We start from the raw sequence: 23,909 nt of genomic DNA on the forward strand, positions 1-23,909 counted from the left end.
GCTTATATGCACTATACTTATTACCGCTCTCTTTTGAAATGTCTATACTTGAGCTCTAACGCTTCTATAGCCAGTTCATTTAAGTTGCTATGTAACGTTGACAGTTCCCAGGAAATAGGATAAGCACTATCGAAATGCCAGGAGGCGAGCGAACCTTCATTTTTGTTCATCAAGGATATCCTAATATTCATTGGGTCAAAAATAGATTTCTCCAGAGCATCTTTACACCACTTTTCTAAATGTGAATTTAAAATCAAGCATCGTTTTAGTACCAAGTTAGAAAAAGTGGGCTGGGTAGGTAGCTCGTGCACAAAGCGATTCTCTACTCTCTCAATTACGGGTTGTGTTTCCAATGTTACGTTTAAACCCGAAACCTCTTGAAAGCTACTATCCATATCGCTTCTCCCTTCAAATGATACCTTGAAATAGAACTCGGTAGACGGTGTAGCATTTTGCGTCATAAAATTAGTATCTGCCATTAATCCTAGGCATACGTAATAACTAAACCCTCGTGTGCAATCACTATACTTTCTATCGCAACCTCGCTGCCATCTGCATTAAGATCTGTCGCGCTTATTTTTACAGGCCACGCATTACTTAGTGTCCAGGTCATTGTGGGATTTCCGACCTCATCTAGTAGTTTTATGACAACGGTCTGACGCTCTATGGTGTTCATTTTTATCCTATCATACCAATCCCAGAAACTACTGTCTTTTGTTAAGACCGCTTTCCTCATCGTCACTATGCTATTTTTTTCTAATCCTGGCATATTGATCTCAGAAAACACAGGACTGTTCCCGTGCCTATAGATTATGGGTTGTGCCTCTATATCTAAACCACTCACTTCCTGAAACGGAATATTAGTCACGCTTCCCCAGTCTACCATAAAATAGAACTTAGATAGTGGCCAGTTTTGATCTTGTGCTTCTCCTGCCATTGTAGTATGTTTTTAAGTATTGTTGCCTTCCTAATTTAATCTATGATTAAAGTAGTTTCATAGGATTAGAGATGTAAATAAATATGAGAAAAATATGCCTCGTACGAATTATCTTCTGGAGGATACAGTTGATTCGGGGAAGCAATCGGTAAGGTTGCGATTATAGTCTTGTCCCCTTCATTTTCAACGATAGATTTTTGAATTAGTTGATACGCGTTTTTAGGACTTTCTGAAAGGGCAATGGGTAGTTTTGAAATAAATATCATAGTGTCACCCGCAACAGACATTTTAAAATTATCTTCGATGGTATCCTGCTTAATCACTAGGTTTTTCAAGTAGGGCTCTCTGTTATGATTACAGATATACTTCCAATGGGTTTTTCGTGCCTTGAATTCAACATTATTAATGATAGCTGTATTATGTGTTACATACTGTTGCAGCATAATCGCAGGAGTAAGTTCTATTATTCCCAAAGGCTTGTTCCAAACACCGTTAGGTTGATAGTAAAACATATCAAACAAAACATCATCCTTATATACCCAGATAATTCCTTCTGGAACATCGTAAAATTTAAATGCATTGACCATATTATCCCTTTGCTCAATAAAATTCCAAGGGATCGTTTCATCATTTCCTATGGAGAATCTATAGGTTATACCTTCCTGAAAACTTACCAATGATACCACACCTTGCTCTACACGCAATATTTCTGAAGTACCCAAAAAGGTCTCATTTTTTAAAAGGTATTTTGGGGAATCTGAAGTATTAATCGCATTGAGGTTATTATAATATAGAAGCGCTGTTGCTGGTTGAAAATTTTGAAGTTCCGTATAGTTTATAAAATAAGGATCCGAGCTATCTAGATAAAATCTTAAAGGTTCTTCAGCTACTTGTGCACTTGAAAAATGATGCTCAGAAATAAGTAGATGCGCACCTCCAGATATTGGTTTAACAACAATACCTAAATTGCCTAACATCGCTAGTGTAGCAAGGGTAGGTTTGATGGACAGAGGGCGAAACAATCCATCTTCAAAATACTCGTGTCGGAATGATAAGGTTGCTAAATGATAAAAACGCTCTTCCATAAGTTCAAACATATTGATCACCGTAAGACAGGCAATCTCTATATATAAATATGATTTGAAAATATAGATTTATCTTGAATTACAACATAAATTGTTATAAATAAGATACTTATGTAGTATACTTCCTACTTTTAATAACAAGCAAAATCAATCTTATTGGAGTTATGGGCGTTTTAAATGCTTCCTATAAAGACAGGGACATTTCAATAAACAACACTTCAAAAAGCATTTTATCTTACTACATTTAGAAAATAAGAATGAAGACTACTTATTAAACCAGTACATAGGCATTATCAATTTCTCTCTCAAAAACAGCGGTATAATTCATCACGTCTGTTACGTTATCGAGAGCGCATAAATAAGAAATCACAGCACAAAGCCCTTCAAAGAGCGTTTGATTAGTAAATTGATCTGGTTTAAAATTCCCTCGTCGTATGGGGAGTTCAAATCCGCAGGCTTCTAAAAATACGGCTTCTGTTTTGAGCAATTCTGAGGGAAGATATCCATTAATTCGTTTCCCAAAAGCCTCATTAACCTGACCCACGTAGTTCAGTTTTGTAGATCCGTGCGCATCTGTAAAATGTTTCCAAGCATCTATCTGATCACAGATATTACCTACGGCGCAGGCTGTACAACATTGTGGGTTTAGTTCTCCTTTTGTAAAGGCCGCATATAGTTTTGATAAAGCGGCGTCTAGTCGGTGTGGAATATTCTGTTTCATAGCCTTCTAAAGTTAAATAAAATGCTGGTATATTTTTAATATCAGGATAGATTTAACAAAACCTCTAGAAATAATTTTTAGAAAGAGGAGCACGCTTTTGCGATAGGCTGAAGACGTATTTATAAAAAGCATAAAAAAACCTGACTTTTTTCAAAACCAGGTCTATTTATTGTCTAATAGTTTTCAAACTTCTACTTGATAAAGTGCAGTTCTAATTTTCAATAGGCTTGCCTTCACCTTGCCACTCCATAATCCCACCGTTAAGATCATAAACGGTAGTAAAGCCAGCCTCTTCTAGCAGGCTAGCACATTTTGCGCTTCGCCCTCCTTTTTTACAATACACATAAACTGGTTTGGACTTGTCCAATTTCTCAATAGATGAGTTCCACGCTTCGCTATTATATACAATATTCTTAGCACCTTTTATGTGACCGCTCTCATATTCGACCACGGTGCGCACGTCAATAAGTTGAGTATTAGTATCTTTAATATCACTCTCAAACTGCGCGACAGGAATCACCTGAACAACAGGGGTATCTTGAGCTTTTGATTCCTTACATCCTGAAAAAAAAACAAGCCCTATAAAAGCAAATGCTATAATTAACTTTCTCATCATATTATTTATTTTCTTGTTCACTCCATCCATTATATCCACCTAGAAGATTATAGGTTGTATGGAAACCCTTTTGTGCCATAACAGCGCAAGCCTGAGCACTACGGGCACCAGAGCGACAATAGACGTAATAGTTTTTTGCGGTATCCAGCTTCTCTATTTCATCTAGAAAACCTTGTCCTAAATAAATATCGATGTGCTTTGCTCCTGCTATCATCCCATTCTCAATTTCTTCTTGAGTACGAACGTCTAGAATCACGGCATTATCGTCTTGAGCAATTTTCTCTTTCCATTGTGGAATTGTTAAGTCTGTCATTTCTAATTTAATTTCTGCAAAGGCGTAAATCTGCTACCACCATCACAATTTATAATTCTATTAAAAACCTACTGCACTGAGGTTCATTTTTCTTATGTCAAAGTTATCTGAGATGTATCTGCTTTCTTAATCGCACCATAACCACCCAGCACGTTCACTACATTTTCTATACCGTAGGACCTTGCTATAGATGCATAAATGAGGGAACGATATCCACCTGCGCAATGTATGTGGTACTTTTTATTTCCATCAAGTTCTCTCACATTATGATGAATTTCATCTAGTGAAAAATGGGGTACACCCTCTATATGGCTAGTTTTATACTCTCCAGGCTTACGGACATCGAGTGGGTTTACTATTGTTCCTTCGGCAATGCCATTAATAAATTCTTGAGCAGTTACTTCGGCAATAGATACGGTTTCTTTTCCTGCCGCCTCCCAAGCTTCGACTCCGCCTTTGAGATATCCCAGACTGTTATCATAACCTACTCTCGCGAGACGAGTAACGACTTCTTCTTCTGTTCCAGGTTCGGCGAGAAAGATGATTTTTTGATGAATATCTGGCATTAATGCTCCTACCCAGGGAGCAAACTGCCCCTTGAGTCCTATAAACCAAGCGGAAGGGATGGACGCTTTCGCGAAAGCGGAAACACCTCGAGTGTCAAGAACAAGAACATCATCTTGTATTGAAAGCTTCTCAAAATCATCTACCGAAAGTGCGGAAGTGCCCCGTTTTATAATGTCTCCAAATTCTGTATTTACTTGTTTATTCATCGCTACATTCTCTGGGAAATATGCCGGTGGCATCTCAAGACCTGTAGTGAGCTCTTTTATAAATTCTTGTTTCGTAAGATTAAACGCATAGTTTGTTTTCTTCTGGTTACCTAAAGTGTCGCTGGTCTCACTACTCATATTTTTTCCACAAGCAGAGCCAGCACCGTGGGCAGGATAAATAATAATGTTGTCGTCTAGTGGAGCAATACGGTTGTGTAAACTATCGTAAAGATGTCCGGCAAGATCCTCGGTAGTGAGGGTAGACTTTGCCGCAAGGTCTGGACGGCCTACGTCGCCTATAAAAAGTGTGTCTCCTGTAAATAGCGCCTCAGCTTTCCCAACGTCATCTTTTAATAAATAACACGTAGATTCCATAGTATGGCCAGGAGTATGAATAGTCGTAATAGATAACTTACCGATTTGAAACACCTCATTATCCTTTGCACTATGGTAATCATAACCTGCCTTTGCATTAGGACCTAGTATTACTGTAGCTCCAGTCGCTCTTGCAAGATCTACTTGACCGCTCACAAAATCTGCGTGAAAATGAGTCAGAAAAATATACTTAATCTTACTATCATTTTCTGCCGCAAGGTCAAGGTAAGGCTGCACCTCTCTTAGCGGATCTATAATTGCTGCCTCTCCTTCAGAGCTTATAAAGTAGGCTCCTTGAGCTAGGCATTTTGTATATAATTGCTTTAAAATCATAACCAAATTCTAAGTGACAAATTTACTATTTTCTACTGAGGTTTATAAACAAAAAATCCACGGAACTACCGTGGACTTTAATAATTGTATGTAAACTACTCTATGATTTTATAGAACAGCCTATCGCTTTTGTATTTGTCACAGGGACTTCTTTGTTTGCAAGAAGTGCATCTATAGCGTCTTCTACATATTTTGAAGAAACGGCGCTCTCATCTCTAGAACTGTCGTCTATGCTTCCTATATATCTTACAACGTTTCCTTTGTCAGTTTTTTGAAGTACGTAGGTATGTGGCGTTTTCGTCGCACCATATTGAGGATATATTTCTTGACCTTCGTCAAATAAATAAGGAAAAGTAAAATTCTTGCTTGAAGCCCTTTTCTTCATATTTTCAAAACTATCCTCGGGTTTCAACTCTGGATTATTAGGATTAATAGCAATTACTGGATAACCTTGGTTTTTGTATTTTTTATCTAATGCAATGATTCTGTCTTCATTTGCGACTGAGAATGGACAGCTATTACACGTAAAAATTACCACAAAGCCTTTCGCTTTCGGATAATCGGCTAGGGAGACCATTTTCCCATCTACATTCTTAAGAGAGAAGTCCGTGGCAGTATCCCCCACTTTATAACCATCAACAACGGCATCTATGGTGTTTACAGCAAAAGCTGAAACTACTACAATCATTGCCAGCAAAGTCAAAACCTTTAAAGTTTTCATTTTTATTCTGTTTAAATATTTTTAAGTGCTTCTTCGAGTTCTTCATAACTAAATGATTGCTCGTAGAAGATTTGTTTACTTCCTTTTTTAATTACCGTTGCAGGAATTGCTCCCGACCAACTCTGACTCACTTTAGGGAGCCATTCATTCTCCTTTGAATCATCCATTAGAACAACTCTAGATGCTATGTTTTTCTTTTTGATAAATGGTTTCAATTTAGAGTCAACCTGCGTTTTAAAATCCAAGCTTACTAAAATAACTTCAACATTCTTATCGCTATACGCTTCGTTTAACTTTTCAAAAGCGGGTAATTCCTGAATACAAGGCTTGCACCAAGTTGCCCAGAAATTTACTACATAAGTCTTATCAGCGTCCTCACTTATCATCTTCTCATATCCCTCAAAATCTACAATCTCAATAGATGAAGATTCTGCTTGAACATTTAGAGCCTCATCCTTTTTAGTATCGTCTCCGCAGGAAAAAGCAAAAAATACCGTGAGTATGAACATCAATTTTTTCATCGGGCAAATATAATTGAGATCCCTTTTGACACAAATCAAATTAACGAACTTTAATACAAAACTGTTAAGGTTTTTGCACTCTATTTTATAGTAACCCAGCACATTCATTGAACACATAATTTAAAACTATGTTAAAATTTATTGCTTGAAACTTAAAATCCTATACATTTGTATATACAACAATTGTAATGACAATAGAGGATCAAATTCAAACGGCACCATTACCGCTTTCGCGAAAGCTGTCTATTAACCTTTTATACACCGCAAACTGGGCAAACGACATCCTCGCCGAGGCCCTGAAACCTCACGACCTATCCCTACAGCAGTTTAACGTGTTAAGAATACTGCGCGGTCAGAAGGGAAAACCGGCAAATCTATCGACTATAAATGATAGGATGGTTACAAAAATGAGCAACACCACTCGCCTTGTAGATAAACTCATAAAAAAAGAATTTGTAGTACGTGAAGTGTGCCCTTCTAACAGACGTAAAGTCGAAATATTGATCACCGCAAAAGGTCTAGAATCCCTTCAGAAAATGGACGAAGCAGTAGCAACTGCCGAAGATAAAATAACCGCACAACTCAACTCAAATGAGCTCGAGCATCTCAATAACTTGCTCAATACATTAAGAACAGAAACAAATAATTAAATTAAAACACAATGAAAAAGAAAATGTTAACCACAGTATTTGCACTCGCCGTAGTATTAGGAACAAGCGCAACCACAAACCCTATTAAAAAAACCGTTAAGGTAGAAAGTAGCACCATTACGTGGGTAGGAAAAAAAGTCCTCGGACAACACACAGGAACTATCGCCCTTAAAGACGGTGAGATTGAAATGGAAGATGGAAAACTCGTAGGAGGAAACTTCACCGTAGATATGAGCACCATAACCGTCACTGACCTCGAGGCTGGAAAAGGAAAAGAAAAACTGGAAGGGCACCTTAATTCTGAAGATTTCTTTGGTGTAGAAGCACATCCTACAGCAACATTTGTAATCACAGACGTGGCGCAAAGTGGCGATGGCTACAGCGTCGTGGGTGACCTGACTATAAAAGGTATTACAGAAAGTATAAAGGTAAAAATGAATGCAAATGACACGAGTGCCTCAACGACATTTGCCGTAGACCGCACAAAGTTTGGCATCAAATACGGTTCTGCATCATTTATAGATGGTTTAAAAGACAAAGCTATAAACGATGAGTTCGAACTTACGGTAAATCTGAATTACTAGGTTTTAAAAATTGCTTTGAAAAAGAAAGAAAAGTCTGCTCAAAAATAATGGAGCGGGCTTTTTTTATTTCGTCTGGGTTGCTATCTTTGAGGCTCAAATGAAAAATAACACAGTACATACTTGGTGGTGGAACATACAACGTAACCCGTCGTAAGCCACGCCCGTATGTCTATATCATATTAAAGCCTGTCCTTACGACAGGCTTTTTTTAGTGAAATACTGTTTTGAAAAATTGCGTAGCAATGCATTCAAAACAGCATATTGAACTAACCCCGCGGGCATCGCGGGGTCCGTTAAATGAATGAGCATTTCTTTATGTAAATGCTCAAATAAGTATTCAAAAACAATGAAATACAACTTAAAAACACACGCAAAAAAGCTCTTAGCAGACACCATCACGCCCGTGTCTGTGTACCTGAGATTGCGCGACCGTTTTCCTAATAGCCTCTTGCTGGAAAGTAGCGACTACCACGCAAACGATAACAGCTTTAGCTATATCTGTTGCAATCCTATTGCTTCCATAAAAGTGGCAAATGGCACCATCGTTCAGCAGTTTCCAGACGGGACGGGTAAGGAAATCACGATGGATAAAGAAACAAATGTTGTGGGGATTTTGGACGCTTTCGCGAAAGCGTTCTCCGCCACCACCACCGCGCATAAATTCATAAATAATGGTTTGTTTGGGTACTTATCCTATGATGCCGTGCAGTATTTTGAAGACATTGACATTGCCAAAAAAGAAGGTGATCTCGAAATTCCAGATGTGTATTATGCGGTGTATCAAAACATCATTGCGATAAACCATTTTAATAACGAGGCTTACATTTTTTGCCACAACACCACAGGCGAAAACAACATTGCCGAAATCGAGCAACTCCTTAAATCAAAAAACTTTGCCGAGTATAATTTTGCAAAATCCGGCGCCCCGGAGAGCAACATTACAGACGAAGATTATAAGAGCCTGGTAGACACCTGCAAAAAACATTGCCAGCGTGGCGATGTGTTCCAGATTGTGCCCAGCAAGCGATTCTCACAGAAGTTTACTGGAGACGAATTCAATGTTTATCGAGCATTGCGGTCTGTAAATCCCTCTCCTTATTTGTTTTACTTTGATTATGGGGACTTTAAAATCTTTGGTTCATCACCAGAAGCTCAACTAGTAGTAAAAGAAGGAAAAGCCGAAATCCACCCCATTGCTGGCACCTTTAAACGTACTGGAAATGATGAGCAAGATGCCATCCTAGCCAAAGAACTCGCCAAAGACGAAAAAGAAAACTCAGAACACGTGATGCTGGTAGACCTTGCTCGCAATGACTTATCCAGAAATGGACATAGCGTTCAGGTAGAAACCTATCGCGAAGTGCAATTTTTCTCCCACGTGATACACCTAGTAAGTAAAGTGACGGGTACAATGCACAAAGACAGCAATACCCTGCAAGTAGTGGCAGATACGTTTCCTGCAGGAACCCTAAGTGGAGCGCCTAAACATAATGCAATGCAATTACTGGAGAAATACGAAAACCGAAACCGTACCTTTTATGGTGGAGCGATTGGGTTTATGGATTTTAGCGGTAATTTTAATCACGCGATAATTATCAGGTCTTTTCTAAGTAAAAACCACGCCCTGCACTTTCAAGCAGGCGCAGGAGTAGTATCGGGAAGTGACCCGTCTAAAGAATTACAAGAAGTGTACAACAAACTAGGAGCTTTGCAAAAAGCCCTCGAACTCGCAGAAGCAATCTAAAAACAGCTACAGGATTATAAAATGAAAGATACATTTAAAGAAAATTACGCATCTGTTCCCTCTCCTCATAGGAGAGGGCTAGGGAGAGGTAAGAAGATATTAGTCATCGATAATTACGACAGCTTTGTATATAATCTTGTTCATTATCTGGAAGAACTAGACTGCGAAGTCACTGTAAAGCGCAACGACCAGTTTAACTTAGACGAATGTGAGGCCTACGATAAGATATTACTTTCCCCAGGACCTGGAATTCCAGACGAAGCAGGATTGCTCAAGGAAGTGATTAAAAAATATGCGACAACCAAGCCTATTCTGGGTGTATGTCTAGGCCAACAAGCCATTGGCGAAGTGTTCGGCGGAACGATTATTAACTTAGACCGCGTTTTTCACGGTGTAGCAACTTCTATTGATATAACTCGAGAAGATACCGTACTTTTTAAAGGACTTGGCTCAAAAATAGACGTGGGACGTTATCACAGTTGGGTGGTTGCTCCAGAGAACTTCCCTCCGATGCTCGAAGTTACAGCAGTAGATGAGAACGGTCAAATAATGGCACTACGCCATCGTGAGTTTGATATCGAAGCAGTACAATTCCACCCAGAATCTGTGCTCACGCCAGACGGGAAGAAAATGATTGCAAACTGGATAAATCACTAATTATGAAACTAATCATCATCAGTATAACAGCAATGCTACTCTTCTTAGGATGCGGTAGTAATAACGCTACAAATGAGGAACCTGTAATAGCAAAACCTCTAGAGGAAACCTCAGAAATCATAGAAGAAGTAGAAGAAATCGCCGAAGAAGTTGTCGAGAAAAAGGATTATTCATCGCTCATTTTTAGCGTTCAGTTAGGTATCAGTAAACAGCGTCCTAATTGGGTGCTTTTTGAAAATGGAACGTACGCCATTTTTAAGAAAAGCGGTTCAGACACTCAGATGACTGCAAATGCAAAAGACTTACTTCGCGACGTGGTAGATGAAAATAAAGTCCAAGGAAAAGGAACGGTTAAAAAAGCACAATTTGCTAAGGGTTGGGTAGTCACCTTCGGCAATAGCGGGATTTATAATTATGTGGATCACAAAACACTCCCTGAGGGCATTAATAGTAAAACAATAATTTTAGAAAGAGCCCGTCTCAATGTTGCCAGAGATTACAATGATTTAAATGTTGTCAAGGTGCATAAATAATAGTTTAATTGCGCTTCCGCGAAAGCGAACACTCTATGAAACAAATACTCAACAGACTTATAAATCACGACATTCTCACAAAAGCCGAGAGTCGTGAGATTCTCGTAAATATCTCTGAGGGAAAATACAATTCTAGCCAGATAGCCTCATTCCTGACGGTATATATGATGCGTAGCATTACGGTGGAAGAACTAGAAGGTTTCCGCGATGCATTGTTGGATTTATGCCACGCCGTAGACTTTTCCGACTACAACGCTATAGACCTGTGCGGTACGGGCGGTGATGGAAAAGACACGTTCAATATCTCTACGCTGTCCAGCTTTATAACTGCGGGAGCAGGTGTAAATGTTACTAAACACGGTAATTATGGCGTAAGTTCTGTCTCTGGAAGTAGTAATGTGATGGAGCATTTGGGGATTAAATTTAGCAACGATAAGGATTTCCTTAAGCGCTCGATGGAGGAGATCGGGATGTGCGTGTTGCACGCTCCCCTATTCCACCCTGCGATGAAAAACGTTGCACCCATACGCCGAGAATTAGGCGTGAAAACCTTTTTTAATATGTTGGGCCCTATGGTAAATCCTGCGTTCCCGAGCAATCAGCTCGTTGGAGTTTTTAATCTTGAGTTGGCGAGAATGTACGGTTATCTCTACCAGAAAGGAGAAAAAAACTTCACGATTCTACACGCGTTGGATGGATACGATGAGATATCACTTACAGGAGCAACAAAAGCAATTACAAATAAAACGGAGTTGATGCTCACTCCAGCAGATTTTGGGGTGACGGGACATACACAACAAGATATTTATGGTGGAGATAGTGTTTCCGCTTCCGCGAAAATTTTTGTTGATGTCATCTCTGGCAACGGAACAGAACCACAGAATAATGTTGTTTGTGCCAATGCTGGGATGGCGATTGCGACTGTCAAAGGTCTGACGCCGAAAGAAGGATTTGAAGAGGCAAAAGAGAGTTTACAGAGTGGGAAGGCAAAAAGGAAGTTAGAGCAGTTGATTGCGTTGAGTAGATAAAATCGGAGGTTTCGATACAATCCCGATAGCTATCTGGATCACTCAACCACCTTAGAGAGTGCCGATGATTATAAATTTGAAACAGTATAACAGTTTAAGGTGGTTGAGTGATTTATTTACGGAGCATAGCACAGAAAATAAATTGTATCGAAACCTCCGAATGAAAATTGATAAATGACAATATTAGATAAAATAACATCAGATAAAATAAAGGAGGTAGCTTTACGCAAAAGCCTCATTCCCCTGAGCCAATTAGAACAATCTCTTCTTTTCGGAAGACAAACGGTTTCTCTGGCGACGGCCGTAAAAAATGGCTCTGGCATCATTGCAGAACATAAACGCCGTAGCCCTAGCAAGTCGGTTATCAATCATAACCTGAGCGTTGAAGATGTGGCGCGTGGTTATGAGAAAGCAGGAGTGAGTGGGATGTCTGTTTTGACGGACGGAAAGTATTTTGGCGGTTCGCTGGATGATTTGATTTTGGCGAGGGCTTCGGCTTCCTTTCCGCTGTTGCGCAAGGAATTTATTGTAGACGAGTACCAGATTATCGAGGCAAAAGCTCACGGAGCAGACGCGATATTGCTGATTTCGGCTACGCTTTCGCGAAAGCAAATAGAAACATTTTCAAAATTGGCTAAAAGCTTGAATCTCGATGTACTTTGCGAATCTCATAACGAAGATGAATTGCACAAATCCGTTATGCCATCAGTAGATTTACTAGGGATAAATAATCGGAATCTAAAGACCTTTGAAGTGAGCTTAGAAACCAGTAAAACGCTTATCAAGCAAATTCCAGATGAGTTTATAAAAGTTTCTGAAAGTGGCATTTCCTCGGTGGAAGCGATTAAAGAATTAAGGCCTCACGGTTTTCAAGGATTTCTCATAGGCGAGAATTTTATGAAGACGGATGATCCTGGGAAGAGTGCAAAGGAGTTTATAAATGAACTGAAATAGACATCTGAAATCTATACTATGAAACTCAAAATCTGCGGAATGAAATTTAACACTCAAGAAGTCGCTGTACTACAGCCAGACTATTTGGGCTTTATATTTTATGGTAAGAGCAAGCGAGATTTTGAAGGTATGGAGATTCCTGATCTGCCTGTAGGAATTAAAAAGGTAGGCGTTTTTGTAGATGCTGAGTTAGCTTTTGCGAAAGCGCAAATAGAAAAATATAAATTAGACATCGTACAATTGCACGGTGACGAGTCACCAGCTTATGTTAACGCCCTTCGGCTACGCTCAGAGCTTGGTAAACCAGACGAGGACCCGGATCCTAGTCGAAAGGTTGAAGTTCCCGCACTGAGCGGAGTCGAAGTGTGGAAAGTCTTCGGAATTAAGGACACTTTTGACTTCAACAGACTAAAGCCTTATGAGGGAATCGTAAACGCTTTCTTGTTTGATACAAAAGGTAAAGAAAAAGGAGGAAATGGATATACCTTTAACTGGGAGGTTTTAATGAATTACACGTCTAAAACTCCGATGATCTTAAGCGGGGGAATAGGATTAGATGAAATTGAAAAAATAAAAGACATTCTAGCTACGGACTTACCTATTATTGCACTCGATGTAAATAGTAAGTTTGAGAAAGAACCGGGAATGAAGGATATCAAGAATTTAGAAAAATTTAAACAAGCAATGGCGGAGATTACCCCGCTACGCTCGTAATATTATTGCTATGAATACACTAGAAAGAGAGACAAGCTATCAAGCCGATGAAAGAGGCTATTACGGAGATTTTGGCGGAGCATTCATTCCAGAAATGCTTTACCCAAATGTGGAAGAACTCCGCTCGCAATATATTCAGATTATGGAGGAGCCTTCTTTTCAGGAAGAGTTCCATCAGTTATTGAAGGATTATGTGGGGCGACCTACTCCGCTTTACTATGCAGAGCGTTTCAGTAAAAAATATGGCGCTAAAGTTTATCTAAAACGAGAAGATTTGTGTCACACGGGTGCTCATAAAGTAAATAATACTATCGGGCAAATCTTGATGGCACAGCGATTAGGGAAAACCAGAATCATCGCCGAAACTGGTGCAGGACAACACGGTGTTGCTACTGCAACGGTTTGCGCATTAATGGGACTTGAGTGCATCGTGTATATGGGGGCGATAGACATTGAGCGTCAAGCGCCTAATGTTGCCCGAATGAAAATGCTGGGCGCAACGGTCAAGCCAGCAGAGTCTGGAAGTAAGACCCTAAAGGATGCGACTAACGAGGCCATACGCGACTGGATCAACAATCCCGTAGATACTCATTATATCATAGGTTCCGTGGTAGGACCTCATCCATATCCAGATATGGTAGCACGTTTTCAGGCGGTTATTTCTAAAGAAACCAAAGCACAGCTTCTAGAAAAAGAAGGTAGAGAAAATCCTGATTATGTGGTCGCCTGCGTGGGTGGCGGTAGCAATGCGGCTGGACTGTACTATCACTATCTCGACCAGCCAGAAGTAGGCATCATCGCTGTAGAAGCTGCAGGAAAGGGAATAGACTCTGGAGAGAGCGCGGCAACATCTGCACTAGGCCGTGAGGGAATTATACACGGAAGCAAAACATTATTAATGCAAACCGATGATGGGCAGATTACAGAACCCTACTCTATTTCGGCGGGGCTGGACTACCCTGGTGTTGGCCCCATGCACGCACATTTGTTCCGCTCTGGTCGTGGTGAATTTATTTCGGTTACAGATGACGCTGCGATGCAAGCTGGATTGCAACTTAGCAAACTGGAAGGGATCATTCCAGCTATCGAGACCAGTCACGCCCTCGCCATTTTTGAAACCCGCAAGTTTAAGGAAGATGACGTTGTAGTGATTAATCTTTCTGGGCGCGGGGATAAGGATTTGAATACGTATATCGAGTACTTTGGGCTTTAATTAAACCTCCGCGAAGGCGGTGGTCTCATCGAGTTATAACGATATGACATACTACACCTACATTCTAACTAATAAATACAATAAGGTTATTTATGTAGGTTTCACAAACGATCTCAAAAAACGTATCCTAGAACATAAAAACAAAAAGTACAAAAACAGTTTTTCTGGTAAATACAATGTAGACAAGTTAGTTTACTTTGAATCCCATAAGACTGCACAAGCAGCTCGTAAAAGAGAAATTCTTATTAAGAATTGGAATAGAGAATGGAAAAATAATTTAGTTAATGATATGAATCCAGATTGGAATGATTTGGGTTGGATGTTATAATATTACTAATTGCTAGGGTGGACGAGATCTCCGCCTTCGCGGAGATTAAATTAAAATGAATAGAATAAACCAAAAATTAAGCGAAGACAAAAAAATGTTATCGTTATACTTCACAGCGGGCTATCCAGCCATAAATGACACCGTTTCCATACTTACTCAATTGCAAGAAAGTGGCGTGGATATGGTAGAAATAGGACTCCCCTTTTCTGACCCGCTGGCAGATGGGCCTACCATCCAGGAGAGCAGTACGGCTGCACTTAAAAACGGAATGACGACACAACTGCTTTTTGATCAGTTGAAAGATATTCGGAATACCATTCACATTCCACTTATTGTGATGGGGTATTTCAATCCTATGTTACAATATGGGGTTGAAAAGTTCTGTGCGCAATGTCAAGAGGTAGGTATAGATGGCATCATAATGCCAGACCTCCCACTCGCCGAATACGAAGCGGAGTACAAAGCCATTTTTGAAAATTACGGCTTGATTAATATTTTCCTAATCACACCACAAACTACGGATGACCGCATTAAACAAATAGATGCTGCCAGCGATGGTTTTATCTATATGGTAAGCAGCGCAAGTACAACTGGTAATATTTCAGGCTTTGGGAATATACAGTCAGATTACTTTAAACGCATTGCCGCAATGAATCTTAACAATCCTCAAGTTGTAGGTTTTGGGATTAAGGATAGTGAGACGTTTATCGCTGCTACTGAGTATCAAAAGGGAGCTATTATAGGTAGCGCTTTTATTAAGCATATCACAGAAAATGGGGCGGATAGTGTTGCCGATTTTGTTAAAACCATTAGAAAATAACCATTGGTAGCATTTCTAGCAACACTTGCCACAACAGTCATTACCGCAGTTCTCGTTTGGTATTTTTCTAAATACAAAAACGAGGTTGTACATAAAACCCTGAACGGAGCTATCGTTTATAGAATGAACAAGGCGCCCTTATATTTTTTTATAGGCTTTGGAGTTGTAGGGATGTTCCTTTGTTTTGTTGCTTTCTTGAGAATCACGGATAAAGGTGAAATGACCGACCTTATCATAGGTTTAGTATTTACATTTTTTCTGTCATTTGTAATCTTTTGTAGTTATAGCTTTGATAAACACAAAACGATAATTAGAGAAGGCTCCATAGAGGTGATTTCCTATTTTGGAAAATCAAATGTGATTTCGTGGAACGCCATTGAAAAAATAAAATTTAATGCTTCAATAGGAGAACTTATCATATCTTCAGATAAAAAGCAAAAAGTAAAAATTAATTATTTTACCGTCGGTTTTAACATCATTGTAAATACCATTCAAGAAAAAACTGGGCTAAATATTTAAAGGTAGTTTGATAGGTTAGTCCTGATGTATCACTCATTATAAAGTTATCACTTTACCGAAAATAATCACAAGCCTATCCCCTCGCCCCGATTGTAGTGAAAATCCCGCAATAAAGCGATAGCGAAATGAGAGCTTGTACCGAATATACTTCGGGAAATTGAAGCGGAAAGCGGGAAATTGCTCCTGCTGAAAATACTTTAACCCAAAACTAACATTGCCTTAAGAGCAATTAACACCTTGTAATTCTATCTTTATATGAATTTAAAAAAGAAGAAAGACTATGGAACGTAAATTTGAAAGTAAAGTAGAACAGAAAAATCCAACAAACCCAACTGGAAACACGAATCAAAAAACCAACAAATTTGATATCGACGAAAAAACAATTAAGGACCAACAGAATAAAAAGTAGGCTTGATTGTAATAAGAATAAAAAAAATCGCTCTCTCGAGCGATTTTTTTACTTTTCTACGCGAACTGCTTCTGGCACAAGCTCCGTATAATCACCGCCGTGACGTATCACATCACGTACGATGCTGGAAGAAATATAACTCTTTCCTGAGCTGGTTAGGAGGAAAACAGTTTCAATCCCGGAAAGCTTTCGATTAGTATGTGCAATGGCTTTTTCAAATTCAAAATCGGCGGGATTTCTTAGGCCTCTTAGGATGTATTCGGCCTGTTGTTCCTTACAGAAGTCAATCGTTAAGCCTTGATACGTCATAACCGTGATGCGCTTCTCCCCCGCAAATGAATCTTCAAGAAACTTCTTGCGTTGCTCGAGAGAGAACATATATTTTTTGGTGGAGTTCACTCCTATGGCAAGAATCACCTCATCAAAAAGTGTAAGACCACGCTCTATAATATCATAGTGTCCTAATGTAATGGGGTCAAAAGACCCTGGGAATACTGCTCTTCTCATAATATTTTTTTTGTCATTTCCGCACTTCGGCTACGCTCAGTGCAAGCTCGGGCGAGAATCTTACTATTAATTTCCTAATCGCTTCATGCAATCTTCAACCGCCTGCCCTAAAACTTGGGTAAGTGTTTGTCCAGATGCTTTTATCTGTCTCGGTATAATACTTTCTTTTGACAATCCAGGGTTTGTATTCACCTCAACAAAATGGGGTTTCCCTTTGTGAAAGATAAAGTCGATCCTACAAATACCCTTGAGATTCATTATTTCATAAATTCCGCTAGTGAGCGACTGTACGGCTTGCGTATCTTCATCACTTAGTCTTGCGGGTACAATTTCTTGTGATTTTCCAGAATATTTTGCGGTGAGGTCAAAGAAATCTCCGTCCGGAACAATTTCGCATACAGGCAAAACCTTAGTTCCATCTCCAAAATTAAAAACTCCCACAGATACTTCAGTACCGCTTAGGAATGATTCTATGAGCACTTCACTGTCTTCTGCAAATGCTTTATTTAGTGCGTCCTCGAGGTCACCCTCCTTGTATACTTTGCTCACACCGTAACTGGACCCGGCACGGTTAGGTTTTACAAAACAGGGATAACCGATGTTTACAGCCACACCATTTTTAAATTCCATCGTTATATCATCTCCTTCATTAACATAGACAGATGATGCCATAGGCACGCCATACGATTTTAACACACTGAGGGTATCCTTTTTATTAAAGGTAAGTGCACTCTCGTAAAAGTTACAACTCGTTTGGGGAATGCCCAAAAGTTCAAGATAAGCTTGCAGTTTACCATCTTCTCCCGGTGTCCCGTGTATGGTGTTGTAGCAGGCAGAGAAAGTCACTCTTTTCGCGCCCGCCTGTCCGGCCGGCAGGAAAGCGTCCTTAAAACTAAAGTCACTTTTATCTATTTCAAACTCCTGACCGTCGACCACGGCAAACCAGCCCCGTTTTAAAATATGAACGGGATAGACATTGTATAGATCATCGTTCAGTGATTGTACGACGGTGGCGCCACTTTGGAGCGAGATTTCGAATTCGCTACTGTAGCCACCCATTAAAACGGCAATATTCTTTTTGTGCACTTTCGTGAAAATTTATACAGCCCAAAACAAATGGACTGGCATTACGTTAAGGTAAAAATAGGGGTTTCTTTTAATATCCTATATCTTTGTAACACTAACCACTATCTATTTATGAGTATTATCAAATTCATTTTTAGCAAGACATTTGTCAAACAACTTGTACTTGCGTTTATATTCCTTATTCTATTAATTTTTCTTGTAAAATGGTGGCTGGGAAGCACTACAAACCACGATGAGCGTATTGCGGTACCAAACATCAAAGGGATGACACTAGACCTTGTAGATCAAGAACTAAGCAATGTAGATCTGCGTTATTTCATCATAGACAGCGCAAATTATAATCCAAATTATCCTAAATATTCTGTAATAGAGCAAGACCCAGAAGCGGGAAAGTTTGTAAAGGAAAATAGACAGATCTATCTGGTACTCAATCCGTCAGGATTTAGAAAAATTACAGTTCCCGAGAACTTGATAGGACGCACAAGGCGCCAAGTAGAACCGACACTCAAGGCGTTAGGCTTTGAAGTGGGTACGATTACCTATATAGATCACATAGGTGAAGATGAAGTACGTGGCTTGCGCCACAAAGGAAAATCTGTAAGTCCTGGCGATAGACTAGAGAAAACATCTGTCATTGACCTTGTGTTAGGAAATGGAAAAGGGAGCTACCGCGACGCTTTTAACGATGATAATGATGACACCGATGGATGAAAATAAAGTGATGGGTCCTGAGGAAGAGGGAGACGACGAATTGTATGAGCATTATAGTTTTACCGCAAGCAAAGGACAGGAACCTTTGCGCGTGGATAAGTTCCTGATGAACTTTGTCGAAAATGCTACCCGAAATAAAATACAGAAAGCTGCAAAAAACGGAAGCATACAAGTAAATGACGTTGTTGTAAAACAAAATTACAAAGTCAAAGCTGGAGATGTAGTGCGCGCTTTATTTGAATACCCAAAACCTGAGAACCTTCTCACGCCACAGAATATCCCACTAGATATTGTTTATGAAGATGATACGTTACTCGTGGTAAACAAGCCGGCGGGAATGGTGGTTCATCCTGGTCACGGGAATTATGATGGGACGCTCATTAATGGTCTCATTTACCACTTTGACAATCTGCCTAACAACAGTAGTGAGCGCCCAGGACTCGTACACCGCATAGATAAAGACACTTCTGGCCTGCTGGTGATTGCCAAAACCGAACACGCCATGGCACATCTATCCAAGCAATTCTTTAATAAAACCACGGAGCGGGAATATGTCGCTATCGTTTGGGGAAATGTAGTGGACGATGAAGGTACGATTGAAGGCAATATAGGACGGCATCCTAAAAACAGATTACAGAATACAGTTTTCTTTGGCGATGAGGCTGATAATGGAAAACCTGCGGTTACACACTATAAAGTCATTGAACGTTTGGGCTATGTAACGTTAGTGTCCTGCAAATTGGAAACTGGTCGAACTCACCAGATACGGGTGCATATGAAACACATAGGTCACACACTTTTTAACGATGAGCGCTACGGTGGAGATGCCATCTTAAAAGGAACCTCGTTTACTAAATACAAACAGTTTGTAGATAATTGTCTTAAAGTGCTCCCGAGACAAGCCCTACACGCCAAAACTTTAGGCTTCGTACATCCTATTTCTGGAGAATACAAACGTTTTGAGACCGAAATCCCAGAAGATATGACGGCTTGTATTGAGAAATGGCGTAATTATGCTACGCACGTGCAGGAGTAATTAAATATTTCTGTTGTATTTCATTAGTTAATGGTCAAGACAATTAGACGTAGTTTTTATATAATGTATCTATTAATAAATTGAAAAAAGTCACTTACACATTCTTTTTAATTGCGTTTGGATTTAGAATTTCAGCTCAAAATTGGAAGATTAACCCTGATATTCAAGTTGACTCAACCATAATAAAGATTAAAAAATCAAATTTTGAATACTTTGCTTATAGTTCGTATGACAATGGTAAATCTGATTCACTAGTTGTGGTAATAGGATCTGTTGGTACGAGCGTTACTGCATTTGGTATTAATTTACAGGAGAAACCAGAAGCATATATTACCCTCTACTCTGACTACCCTGAATATAATGGAAAAAATATCTTAAACGTAGAGTTTGAGTTTTACGATTTAGAAATTAACAGCAGTAAATTTGAGAAAGGTGATCAAATAATGGGAAGAATCTCAGGTAAATCAAAACCGATCATAAATGATTCAAAAGAAAGTTATATTGAAATTGAGGGAGAATTTAATCATCGAATTGGAAAAATAATGATTAAGAGAGAGGCAAAGGAAAAATATAGAATAATCGATGATCATTAAGAGCTACATAATAAAATATGTAACAATTACTACTAATTGTATCTTGACCATTTCAAAATGAATAGAGATAAAGCCAGAACAAATAAAAGTTCTGGCTTTTTATATTTCCAATAAACCTTTCGCGATACGCTGAAGACGTATTTATAAAAAGTGAAACAATTCTACTTCGCAATATTCACCGCACGTGTCTCACGTATTACGGTTACTTTTACTTGCCCTGGGTAGGTCATATCGGTTTGAATTTTCTGCGAAATCTCGAAGGATAATGCTCCTGCTTTATCATCACTCACTTTCTCACTCTCGACAATTACTCGGAGTTCGCGACCGGCTTGTATGGCGTACGCCTTCTGTACTCCCTGGAAGCCAAAAGCAATATCCTCTAGATCCTTTAAACGCTGGATGTATGAATCTAATACCTGACGTCTCGCCCCTGGACGTGCACCGCTTATGGCGTCACATACCTGAACTATAGGAGATAGTAAACTCGTCATTTCTATTTCATCGTGGTGCGCTCCTATGGCGTTGCATACTTCTGGTTTTTCGCCATATTTCTCTGCCCACTGCATTCCTAGGATTGCGTGAGGGGTTTCTGTATCTGTTTCTGGTACTTTTCCTATATCGTGCAATAATCCCGCGCGACGCGCTAGCTTTGCATTTACGCCAAGTTCTGCAGCCATAACGCTACAAAGCTTTGCCACTTCCCTACTGTGTTGTAAGAGGTTCTGACCGTATGAGGAACGATATTTCATCCTTCCTACGGCCTTTATAAGTTCTGGATGTAACCCGTGAATCCCTAAATCAATTACGGTGCGTTTACCTACCTCAACAATTTCTTGCTCGATTTGCTTAGTCGTTTTATTTACAACTTCCTCAATACGTGCAGGGTGAATACGTCCATCAGTCACTAATTTGTGCAAAGATAATCGTGCAACCTCACGACGTACGCTGTCAAAACAAGAAAGGATAATCGCCTCTGGGGTATCATCTACAATGATCTCTACGCCCGTTGCTGCTTCAATGGCGCGTATATTACGTCCCTCACGGCCTATGATACGACCTTTTACATCGTCACTTTCTAAGTTAAATACAGAGACACAGTTTTCGACTGCCTCCTCTGTTCCGATACGTTGTATGGTGTTTATGATTATTTTCTTTGCTTCTTGCTCTGCCGTCATTTTTGCCTCTTCCATTGCGGTCTGGATGTGTGCCATCGCATCTGTTTTAGCCTGATCTTTTAGCGTTTCTACGAGTTGTGATTTTGCTTCTTCGGCAGAGAGTCCCGAGATTACTTCGAGCTGTTTTACAGAGCTAGCGTGCATTTTCTCAGCTTCGGCAGTTTTCTTGTCTACGTATTCTAGACGCTTATCGTAATCCTTAAGCTTGTCTTCTAAGGACTGGTTGAGTTTTTTATTTCGCGAAAGCTCACTACTCACCTGTGACTCTTTATCCCGTACACGCTTTTCTGACTCTGATATTTTCTTGTCACGGCTCAAGATGACCTTCTCGTGCTCAGATTTGAGCTCGATAAATTTTTCTTTGGCCTGTAGTATCTTATCTTTTTTGAGTGCTTCTCCTTCTGACTTTGCTTCTTTAAGAATGCCTTGGGCACTTTTCTTTGCGCGTTGTATGAGTTTTGAGGCGTTGTTGCGTTCTAGCAACTTTGCTGCAAGAAAGCCTATTGCTAGTGCAATCACACCTACAATAAACAAGAGTGCGGTATGTTCCATAATTAAGTTAAGTATTAAGACGCCCTTCGGCGATCTAGTGGTTGATGGTGTGGTATTACCCACAAAGCAACTCGCTATGAGTGCTTTTTTAATATTCGTCTAATGACGAGGGTTTTAGATATAGCAATTATTTTACGTAGTTGCATTATCTAAAAGATCCTGACCTGCGTCGGGAATTGTCTGACCAGCGCATCATTAAAAAGCATTAGTCTTACAAATGGATCCCGACCTGCGTCGGGATTTGTTCGACCAGCACTTTATTAAGAACTTCGATCTTACAAATAGATCCCGACCTGCTTCGGGATTTGTTCGACCAGCGCATCATTAAAAAGCATTAGTCTTACAAATGGATCCCGACCTGCGTCGGGATTTGTTCGACCAGCGCATCATTAAAAAGCATTAGTCTTACAAATGGATCCCGACCTGCGTCGGGATTTGTTCGACCAGCAGTATTATGTGCGCCCTGCGGGCTTCATAGTACTGGGTCTCACAAAAAAAAGCCTGCATTAGTCTGGGTTCTGTATAAACTCCTAAAAAAAGGATTTGAGCTATAAGGCTGATCAAGAGTCCCTCTACCTAGTCAAGCTAGTAAGGGCGTTCTTTTACAGTCTAGAGTCGCTCGGTTATAAAATAACTGTTGAGTTTATCAAAAAAATAACCAATGCAGGCAGTAATATGCTTGTTGTATGTAAAGAACGTCTATGTTAAGCTCTGTTCGAGTAATTCTGACAGCCGTTGTAATCTGGCTGCTGTTTTTTCACTTACAGAGTCTTCATCTATAGTTTTTTGGGTAACCTGAGAGGCAAATTGTAAGGCACACATGGCCAGTACATCTTGCTTATCTCTAACGGCGTAACTCTGCTCAAATTGCTTGACCATTGCTTCTATATCCTTTGTTGCCTTGCGCAACCCCTCTTCTTGGGCAGGATTTATCGTGAGCGGATACACTCGATCTGCAATAGACAACTTGATTTTGAGCTTGTCTGCCATAAAATATTATTCTGCAAGGGATGCGATACACGCATCTATCTCACGTACTAAAGCGTTTATCTTCAGTTTGGTTTCCCGTTTGTAATCATTACTGCCTAGTAGTGCATTTGCGGTTTTGAGCGTCTTGATCTGTCCTTCGTGTGTTTCGACGATTGCTTTAAGTTGTTTGTTCTCCTGTTGCGTGGCGGTAAGTTCTTGTTCTAAAACTACCCGCATTTGCTTCACATCTTCGTATTTTTTCAACAAAGCAGCGATTCTAATTTCCAGTGAATCAACAACTTCAGAAAGAGAACTCATAACACAAGTGCATTTACTACGTCTCACAAAGTTAACGTTTCATTAATATTCTAGCAATGGATACAGGTTAAAATTTAAAGGATGTTTTTTACGCTTTTTATAAATACGTCTTCAGCTTATCGCGAAAAAGGTTACAGCCCCATTGTAATCTGTTGAACATAAATATTATGAGGCTCTCAGATTTGTCTATAGTTCTATCTGTTACCTCTAAATTTACATCCTTGGCTCCACATCAACTTCCTTCTATTAATTAGATAGTAATTTTAGATTTCTGGTTTCAGTCTTGGTGTAGACTTCCCCATAAATAGGACAGTTACTAATTCGAATTTACTAACTTTAAATTCAAACTGTCATTATGAAAAGCAGCAAATTTAGTGAGAGTCAGATTATCAAAGCTCTCAAAGAAAATGAACA

General features: G+C 39.6%; 29 protein-coding genes. 15 read left to right on the forward strand and 14 right to left on the reverse strand.

The genetic code is table 11. From position 1 onward, the window contains the following. Positions 1 to 20: 20 nt before the first annotated feature. The 9 genes from EAX61_RS15505 to EAX61_RS15545 all read right to left on the reverse strand — a co-directional run bounded on the left by EAX61_RS15505 (position 21) and on the right by EAX61_RS15545 (position 6,395). Positions 21 to 479 (reverse strand): phage tail protein, encoded by a 459-nt coding sequence (locus tag EAX61_RS15505; protein ID WP_121918628.1) that lies wholly within the window; start codon positions 477 to 479, stop codon positions 21 to 23. A gap of 5 nt (positions 480 to 484) precedes the next feature. Continuing rightward, positions 485 to 937: a phage tail protein gene (locus tag EAX61_RS15510; RefSeq protein WP_121918629.1), complete on the reverse strand. Its 453-nt coding sequence runs from the start codon at positions 935 to 937 to the stop codon at positions 485 to 487. A gap of 65 nt (positions 938 to 1,002) precedes the next feature. Next, a complete protein-coding gene (locus EAX61_RS15515) occupies positions 1,003 to 2,022 on the reverse strand; it encodes a hypothetical protein (protein ID WP_147448387.1) in 1,020 nt (339 codons plus the stop codon). 271 nt (positions 2,023 to 2,293) lie between these two features. Then, on the reverse strand, positions 2,294 to 2,743 hold the full coding sequence (locus tag EAX61_RS15520) for a Na(+)-translocating NADH-quinone reductase subunit F (protein ID WP_121918631.1): 450 nt from the start codon (positions 2,741 to 2,743) through the stop codon (positions 2,294 to 2,296). A gap of 211 nt (positions 2,744 to 2,954) precedes the next feature. Further along, entirely contained in the window at positions 2,955 to 3,359 is a 405-nt protein-coding gene (locus EAX61_RS15525) for a rhodanese-like domain-containing protein (RefSeq protein ID WP_161555245.1), read from the reverse strand. Between the two features lies 1 nt (position 3,360). Beyond that, on the reverse strand, positions 3,361 to 3,672 hold the full coding sequence (locus tag EAX61_RS15530; protein ID WP_121918633.1) for a rhodanese-like domain-containing protein: 312 nt from the start codon (positions 3,670 to 3,672) through the stop codon (positions 3,361 to 3,363). Positions 3,673 to 3,764: 92 nt separating this feature from the next. Further along, entirely contained in the window at positions 3,765 to 5,153 is a 1,389-nt protein-coding gene (locus tag EAX61_RS15535) for an MBL fold metallo-hydrolase (RefSeq protein ID WP_121918634.1), read from the reverse strand. A 100-nt stretch (positions 5,154 to 5,253) separates the two neighbouring features. After that, positions 5,254 to 5,874, reverse strand: coding sequence for a thioredoxin family protein (locus tag EAX61_RS15540; protein WP_121918635.1), 621 nt, complete (start codon positions 5,872 to 5,874; stop codon positions 5,254 to 5,256). A gap of 11 nt (positions 5,875 to 5,885) precedes the next feature. After that, positions 5,886 to 6,395, reverse strand: a complete 510-nt coding sequence (locus tag EAX61_RS15545; protein ID WP_121918636.1) for a redoxin domain-containing protein — start codon at positions 6,393 to 6,395, stop codon at positions 5,886 to 5,888. Positions 6,396 to 6,583: 188 nt separating this feature from the next. Here EAX61_RS15545 and EAX61_RS15550 point away from each other — a divergent pair, with 188 nt between their 5' ends. The 12 genes from EAX61_RS15550 (at position 6,584) to EAX61_RS15605 (ending at position 16,139) form a co-directional block, all read left to right on the forward strand. After that, entirely contained in the window at positions 6,584 to 7,045 is a 462-nt protein-coding gene (locus tag EAX61_RS15550; RefSeq protein ID WP_121918637.1) for a MarR family winged helix-turn-helix transcriptional regulator, read from the forward strand. Between the two features lie 11 nt (positions 7,046 to 7,056). Then, positions 7,057 to 7,629, forward strand: coding sequence for a YceI family protein (locus EAX61_RS15555; RefSeq protein ID WP_121918638.1), 573 nt, complete (start codon positions 7,057 to 7,059; stop codon positions 7,627 to 7,629). A 346-nt stretch (positions 7,630 to 7,975) separates the two neighbouring features. Continuing rightward, positions 7,976 to 9,373, forward strand: coding sequence for an anthranilate synthase component I family protein (locus EAX61_RS15560; RefSeq protein WP_121918639.1), 1,398 nt, complete (start codon positions 7,976 to 7,978; stop codon positions 9,371 to 9,373). A 21-nt stretch (positions 9,374 to 9,394) separates the two neighbouring features. Then, positions 9,395 to 10,030, forward strand: a complete 636-nt coding sequence (locus tag EAX61_RS15565; RefSeq protein ID WP_121918640.1) for an anthranilate synthase component II — start codon at positions 9,395 to 9,397, stop codon at positions 10,028 to 10,030. 2 nt (positions 10,031 to 10,032) lie between these two features. After that, on the forward strand, positions 10,033 to 10,563 hold the full coding sequence (locus EAX61_RS15570) for a hypothetical protein (protein WP_121918641.1): 531 nt from the start codon (positions 10,033 to 10,035) through the stop codon (positions 10,561 to 10,563). A 35-nt stretch (positions 10,564 to 10,598) separates the two neighbouring features. Continuing rightward, the gene (gene trpD / locus EAX61_RS15575; protein ID WP_121918642.1) at positions 10,599 to 11,591 is read left to right on the forward strand and encodes an anthranilate phosphoribosyltransferase; all 993 of its coding nucleotides are present in this window, start codon (positions 10,599 to 10,601) and stop codon (positions 11,589 to 11,591) included. 174 nt (positions 11,592 to 11,765) lie between these two features. Next, positions 11,766 to 12,545 (forward strand): indole-3-glycerol phosphate synthase TrpC, encoded by a 780-nt coding sequence (gene trpC, locus EAX61_RS15580; protein ID WP_121918643.1) that lies wholly within the window; start codon positions 11,766 to 11,768, stop codon positions 12,543 to 12,545. Between the two features lie 18 nt (positions 12,546 to 12,563). Next, positions 12,564 to 13,259 carry a phosphoribosylanthranilate isomerase gene (locus EAX61_RS15585; RefSeq protein ID WP_121918644.1) on the forward strand — a complete coding sequence of 232 codons (696 nt, stop codon included), beginning with the start codon at positions 12,564 to 12,566 and terminating at the stop codon, positions 13,257 to 13,259. 10 nt (positions 13,260 to 13,269) lie between these two features. Further along, positions 13,270 to 14,472 (forward strand): tryptophan synthase subunit beta, encoded by a 1,203-nt coding sequence (trpB, locus tag EAX61_RS15590; protein ID WP_121918645.1) that lies wholly within the window; start codon positions 13,270 to 13,272, stop codon positions 14,470 to 14,472. Between the two features lie 43 nt (positions 14,473 to 14,515). Continuing rightward, positions 14,516 to 14,800: a GIY-YIG nuclease family protein gene (locus tag EAX61_RS15595; protein ID WP_121918646.1), complete on the forward strand. Its 285-nt coding sequence runs from the start codon at positions 14,516 to 14,518 to the stop codon at positions 14,798 to 14,800. Positions 14,801 to 14,855: 55 nt separating this feature from the next. Continuing rightward, positions 14,856 to 15,620 carry a tryptophan synthase subunit alpha gene (trpA, locus tag EAX61_RS15600; protein ID WP_121918647.1) on the forward strand — a complete coding sequence of 255 codons (765 nt, stop codon included), beginning with the start codon at positions 14,856 to 14,858 and terminating at the stop codon, positions 15,618 to 15,620. Positions 15,621 to 15,623: 3 nt separating this feature from the next. Further along, positions 15,624 to 16,139 carry a hypothetical protein gene (locus EAX61_RS15605; RefSeq protein WP_121918648.1) on the forward strand — a complete coding sequence of 172 codons (516 nt, stop codon included), beginning with the start codon at positions 15,624 to 15,626 and terminating at the stop codon, positions 16,137 to 16,139. A 457-nt stretch (positions 16,140 to 16,596) separates the two neighbouring features. Here the strand turns inward: EAX61_RS15605 and coaD are convergent, their stop codons facing one another. After that, a complete protein-coding gene (gene coaD, locus EAX61_RS15610; RefSeq protein ID WP_121918649.1) occupies positions 16,597 to 17,055 on the reverse strand; it encodes a pantetheine-phosphate adenylyltransferase in 459 nt (152 codons plus the stop codon). A 66-nt stretch (positions 17,056 to 17,121) separates the two neighbouring features. After that, positions 17,122 to 18,141 (reverse strand): D-alanine--D-alanine ligase, encoded by a 1,020-nt coding sequence (locus tag EAX61_RS15615; RefSeq protein WP_121918650.1) that lies wholly within the window; start codon positions 18,139 to 18,141, stop codon positions 17,122 to 17,124. A 111-nt stretch (positions 18,142 to 18,252) separates the two neighbouring features. Here EAX61_RS15615 and EAX61_RS15620 point away from each other — a divergent pair, with 111 nt between their 5' ends. The 3 genes from EAX61_RS15620 (at position 18,253) to EAX61_RS15630 (ending at position 20,481) form a co-directional block, all read left to right on the forward strand. Continuing rightward, entirely contained in the window at positions 18,253 to 18,852 is a 600-nt protein-coding gene (locus EAX61_RS15620; protein WP_121918656.1) for a PASTA domain-containing protein, read from the forward strand. After that, positions 18,833 to 19,888, forward strand: coding sequence for an RluA family pseudouridine synthase (locus EAX61_RS15625; RefSeq protein WP_430641075.1), 1,056 nt, complete (start codon positions 18,833 to 18,835; stop codon positions 19,886 to 19,888). Before EAX61_RS15620 ends, EAX61_RS15625 begins: the two co-directional genes overlap by 20 nt. Before the next feature lie 80 nt (positions 19,889 to 19,968). After that, the gene (locus EAX61_RS15630; protein ID WP_121918651.1) at positions 19,969 to 20,481 is read left to right on the forward strand and encodes a hypothetical protein; all 513 of its coding nucleotides are present in this window, start codon (positions 19,969 to 19,971) and stop codon (positions 20,479 to 20,481) included. A 161-nt stretch (positions 20,482 to 20,642) separates the two neighbouring features. Here EAX61_RS15630 and rny read toward each other — a convergent pair whose 3' ends face one another. The 3 genes from rny to EAX61_RS15645 all read right to left on the reverse strand — a co-directional run bounded on the left by rny (position 20,643) and on the right by EAX61_RS15645 (position 23,495). Beyond that, entirely contained in the window at positions 20,643 to 22,208 is a 1,566-nt protein-coding gene (gene rny / locus EAX61_RS15635; RefSeq protein WP_121918652.1) for a ribonuclease Y, read from the reverse strand. Positions 22,209 to 22,907: 699 nt separating this feature from the next. Next, positions 22,908 to 23,198, reverse strand: coding sequence for a cell division protein ZapA (locus tag EAX61_RS15640; protein WP_121918653.1), 291 nt, complete (start codon positions 23,196 to 23,198; stop codon positions 22,908 to 22,910). Positions 23,199 to 23,204: 6 nt separating this feature from the next. After that, complete coding sequence (locus tag EAX61_RS15645) at positions 23,205 to 23,495, reverse strand: hypothetical protein (protein WP_121918654.1); 291 nt, start codon at positions 23,493 to 23,495, stop codon at positions 23,205 to 23,207. Between the last annotated feature and the right edge of the window lie 414 nt (positions 23,496 to 23,909).

The sequence above is a fragment of the Dokdonia sinensis genome, from assembly GCF_003688895.1.
GTDB lineage: Bacteria > Bacteroidota > Bacteroidia > Flavobacteriales > Flavobacteriaceae > Dokdonia > Dokdonia sinensis.

Coding starts and splice junctions, on each gene's coding strand:
- EAX61_RS15505 (WP_121918628.1), bottom strand. CDS start 479: ATGGCAGATACTAATTTTATGACGCAAAATGCTACACCGTCTACCGAG.
- EAX61_RS15510 (WP_121918629.1), bottom strand. CDS start 937: ATGGCAGGAGAAGCACAAGATCAAAACTGGCCACTATCTAAGTTCTAT.
- EAX61_RS15515 (WP_147448387.1), bottom strand. CDS start 2,022: ATGGAAGAGCGTTTTTATCATTTAGCAACCTTATCATTCCGACACGAG.
- EAX61_RS15520 (WP_121918631.1), bottom strand. CDS start 2,743: ATGAAACAGAATATTCCACACCGACTAGACGCCGCTTTATCAAAACTA.
- EAX61_RS15525 (WP_161555245.1), bottom strand. CDS start 3,359: ATGATGAGAAAGTTAATTATAGCATTTGCTTTTATAGGGCTTGTTTTT.
- EAX61_RS15530 (WP_121918633.1), bottom strand. CDS start 3,672: ATGACAGACTTAACAATTCCACAATGGAAAGAGAAAATTGCTCAAGAC.
- EAX61_RS15535 (WP_121918634.1), bottom strand. CDS start 5,153: ATGATTTTAAAGCAATTATATACAAAATGCCTAGCTCAAGGAGCCTAC.
- EAX61_RS15540 (WP_121918635.1), bottom strand. CDS start 5,874: ATGAAAACTTTAAAGGTTTTGACTTTGCTGGCAATGATTGTAGTAGTT.
- EAX61_RS15545 (WP_121918636.1), bottom strand. CDS start 6,395: ATGAAAAAATTGATGTTCATACTCACGGTATTTTTTGCTTTTTCCTGC.
- EAX61_RS15550 (WP_121918637.1), top strand. CDS start 6,584: ATGACAATAGAGGATCAAATTCAAACGGCACCATTACCGCTTTCGCGA.
- EAX61_RS15555 (WP_121918638.1), top strand. CDS start 7,057: ATGAAAAAGAAAATGTTAACCACAGTATTTGCACTCGCCGTAGTATTA.
- EAX61_RS15560 (WP_121918639.1), top strand. CDS start 7,976: ATGAAATACAACTTAAAAACACACGCAAAAAAGCTCTTAGCAGACACC.
- EAX61_RS15565 (WP_121918640.1), top strand. CDS start 9,395: ATGAAAGATACATTTAAAGAAAATTACGCATCTGTTCCCTCTCCTCAT.
- EAX61_RS15570 (WP_121918641.1), top strand. CDS start 10,033: ATGAAACTAATCATCATCAGTATAACAGCAATGCTACTCTTCTTAGGA.
- trpD (WP_121918642.1), top strand. CDS start 10,599: ATGAAACAAATACTCAACAGACTTATAAATCACGACATTCTCACAAAA.
- trpC (WP_121918643.1), top strand. CDS start 11,766: ATGACAATATTAGATAAAATAACATCAGATAAAATAAAGGAGGTAGCT.
- EAX61_RS15585 (WP_121918644.1), top strand. CDS start 12,564: ATGAAACTCAAAATCTGCGGAATGAAATTTAACACTCAAGAAGTCGCT.
- trpB (WP_121918645.1), top strand. CDS start 13,270: ATGAATACACTAGAAAGAGAGACAAGCTATCAAGCCGATGAAAGAGGC.
- EAX61_RS15595 (WP_121918646.1), top strand. CDS start 14,516: ATGACATACTACACCTACATTCTAACTAATAAATACAATAAGGTTATT.
- trpA (WP_121918647.1), top strand. CDS start 14,856: ATGAATAGAATAAACCAAAAATTAAGCGAAGACAAAAAAATGTTATCG.
- coaD (WP_121918649.1), bottom strand. CDS start 17,055: ATGAGAAGAGCAGTATTCCCAGGGTCTTTTGACCCCATTACATTAGGA.
- EAX61_RS15620 (WP_121918656.1), top strand. CDS start 18,253: ATGAGTATTATCAAATTCATTTTTAGCAAGACATTTGTCAAACAACTT.
- EAX61_RS15625 (WP_430641075.1), top strand. CDS start 18,833: ATGATGACACCGATGGATGAAAATAAAGTGATGGGTCCTGAGGAAGAG.
- rny (WP_121918652.1), bottom strand. CDS start 22,208: ATGGAACATACCGCACTCTTGTTTATTGTAGGTGTGATTGCACTAGCA.
- EAX61_RS15640 (WP_121918653.1), bottom strand. CDS start 23,198: ATGGCAGACAAGCTCAAAATCAAGTTGTCTATTGCAGATCGAGTGTAT.
- EAX61_RS15645 (WP_121918654.1), bottom strand. CDS start 23,495: ATGAGTTCTCTTTCTGAAGTTGTTGATTCACTGGAAATTAGAATCGCT.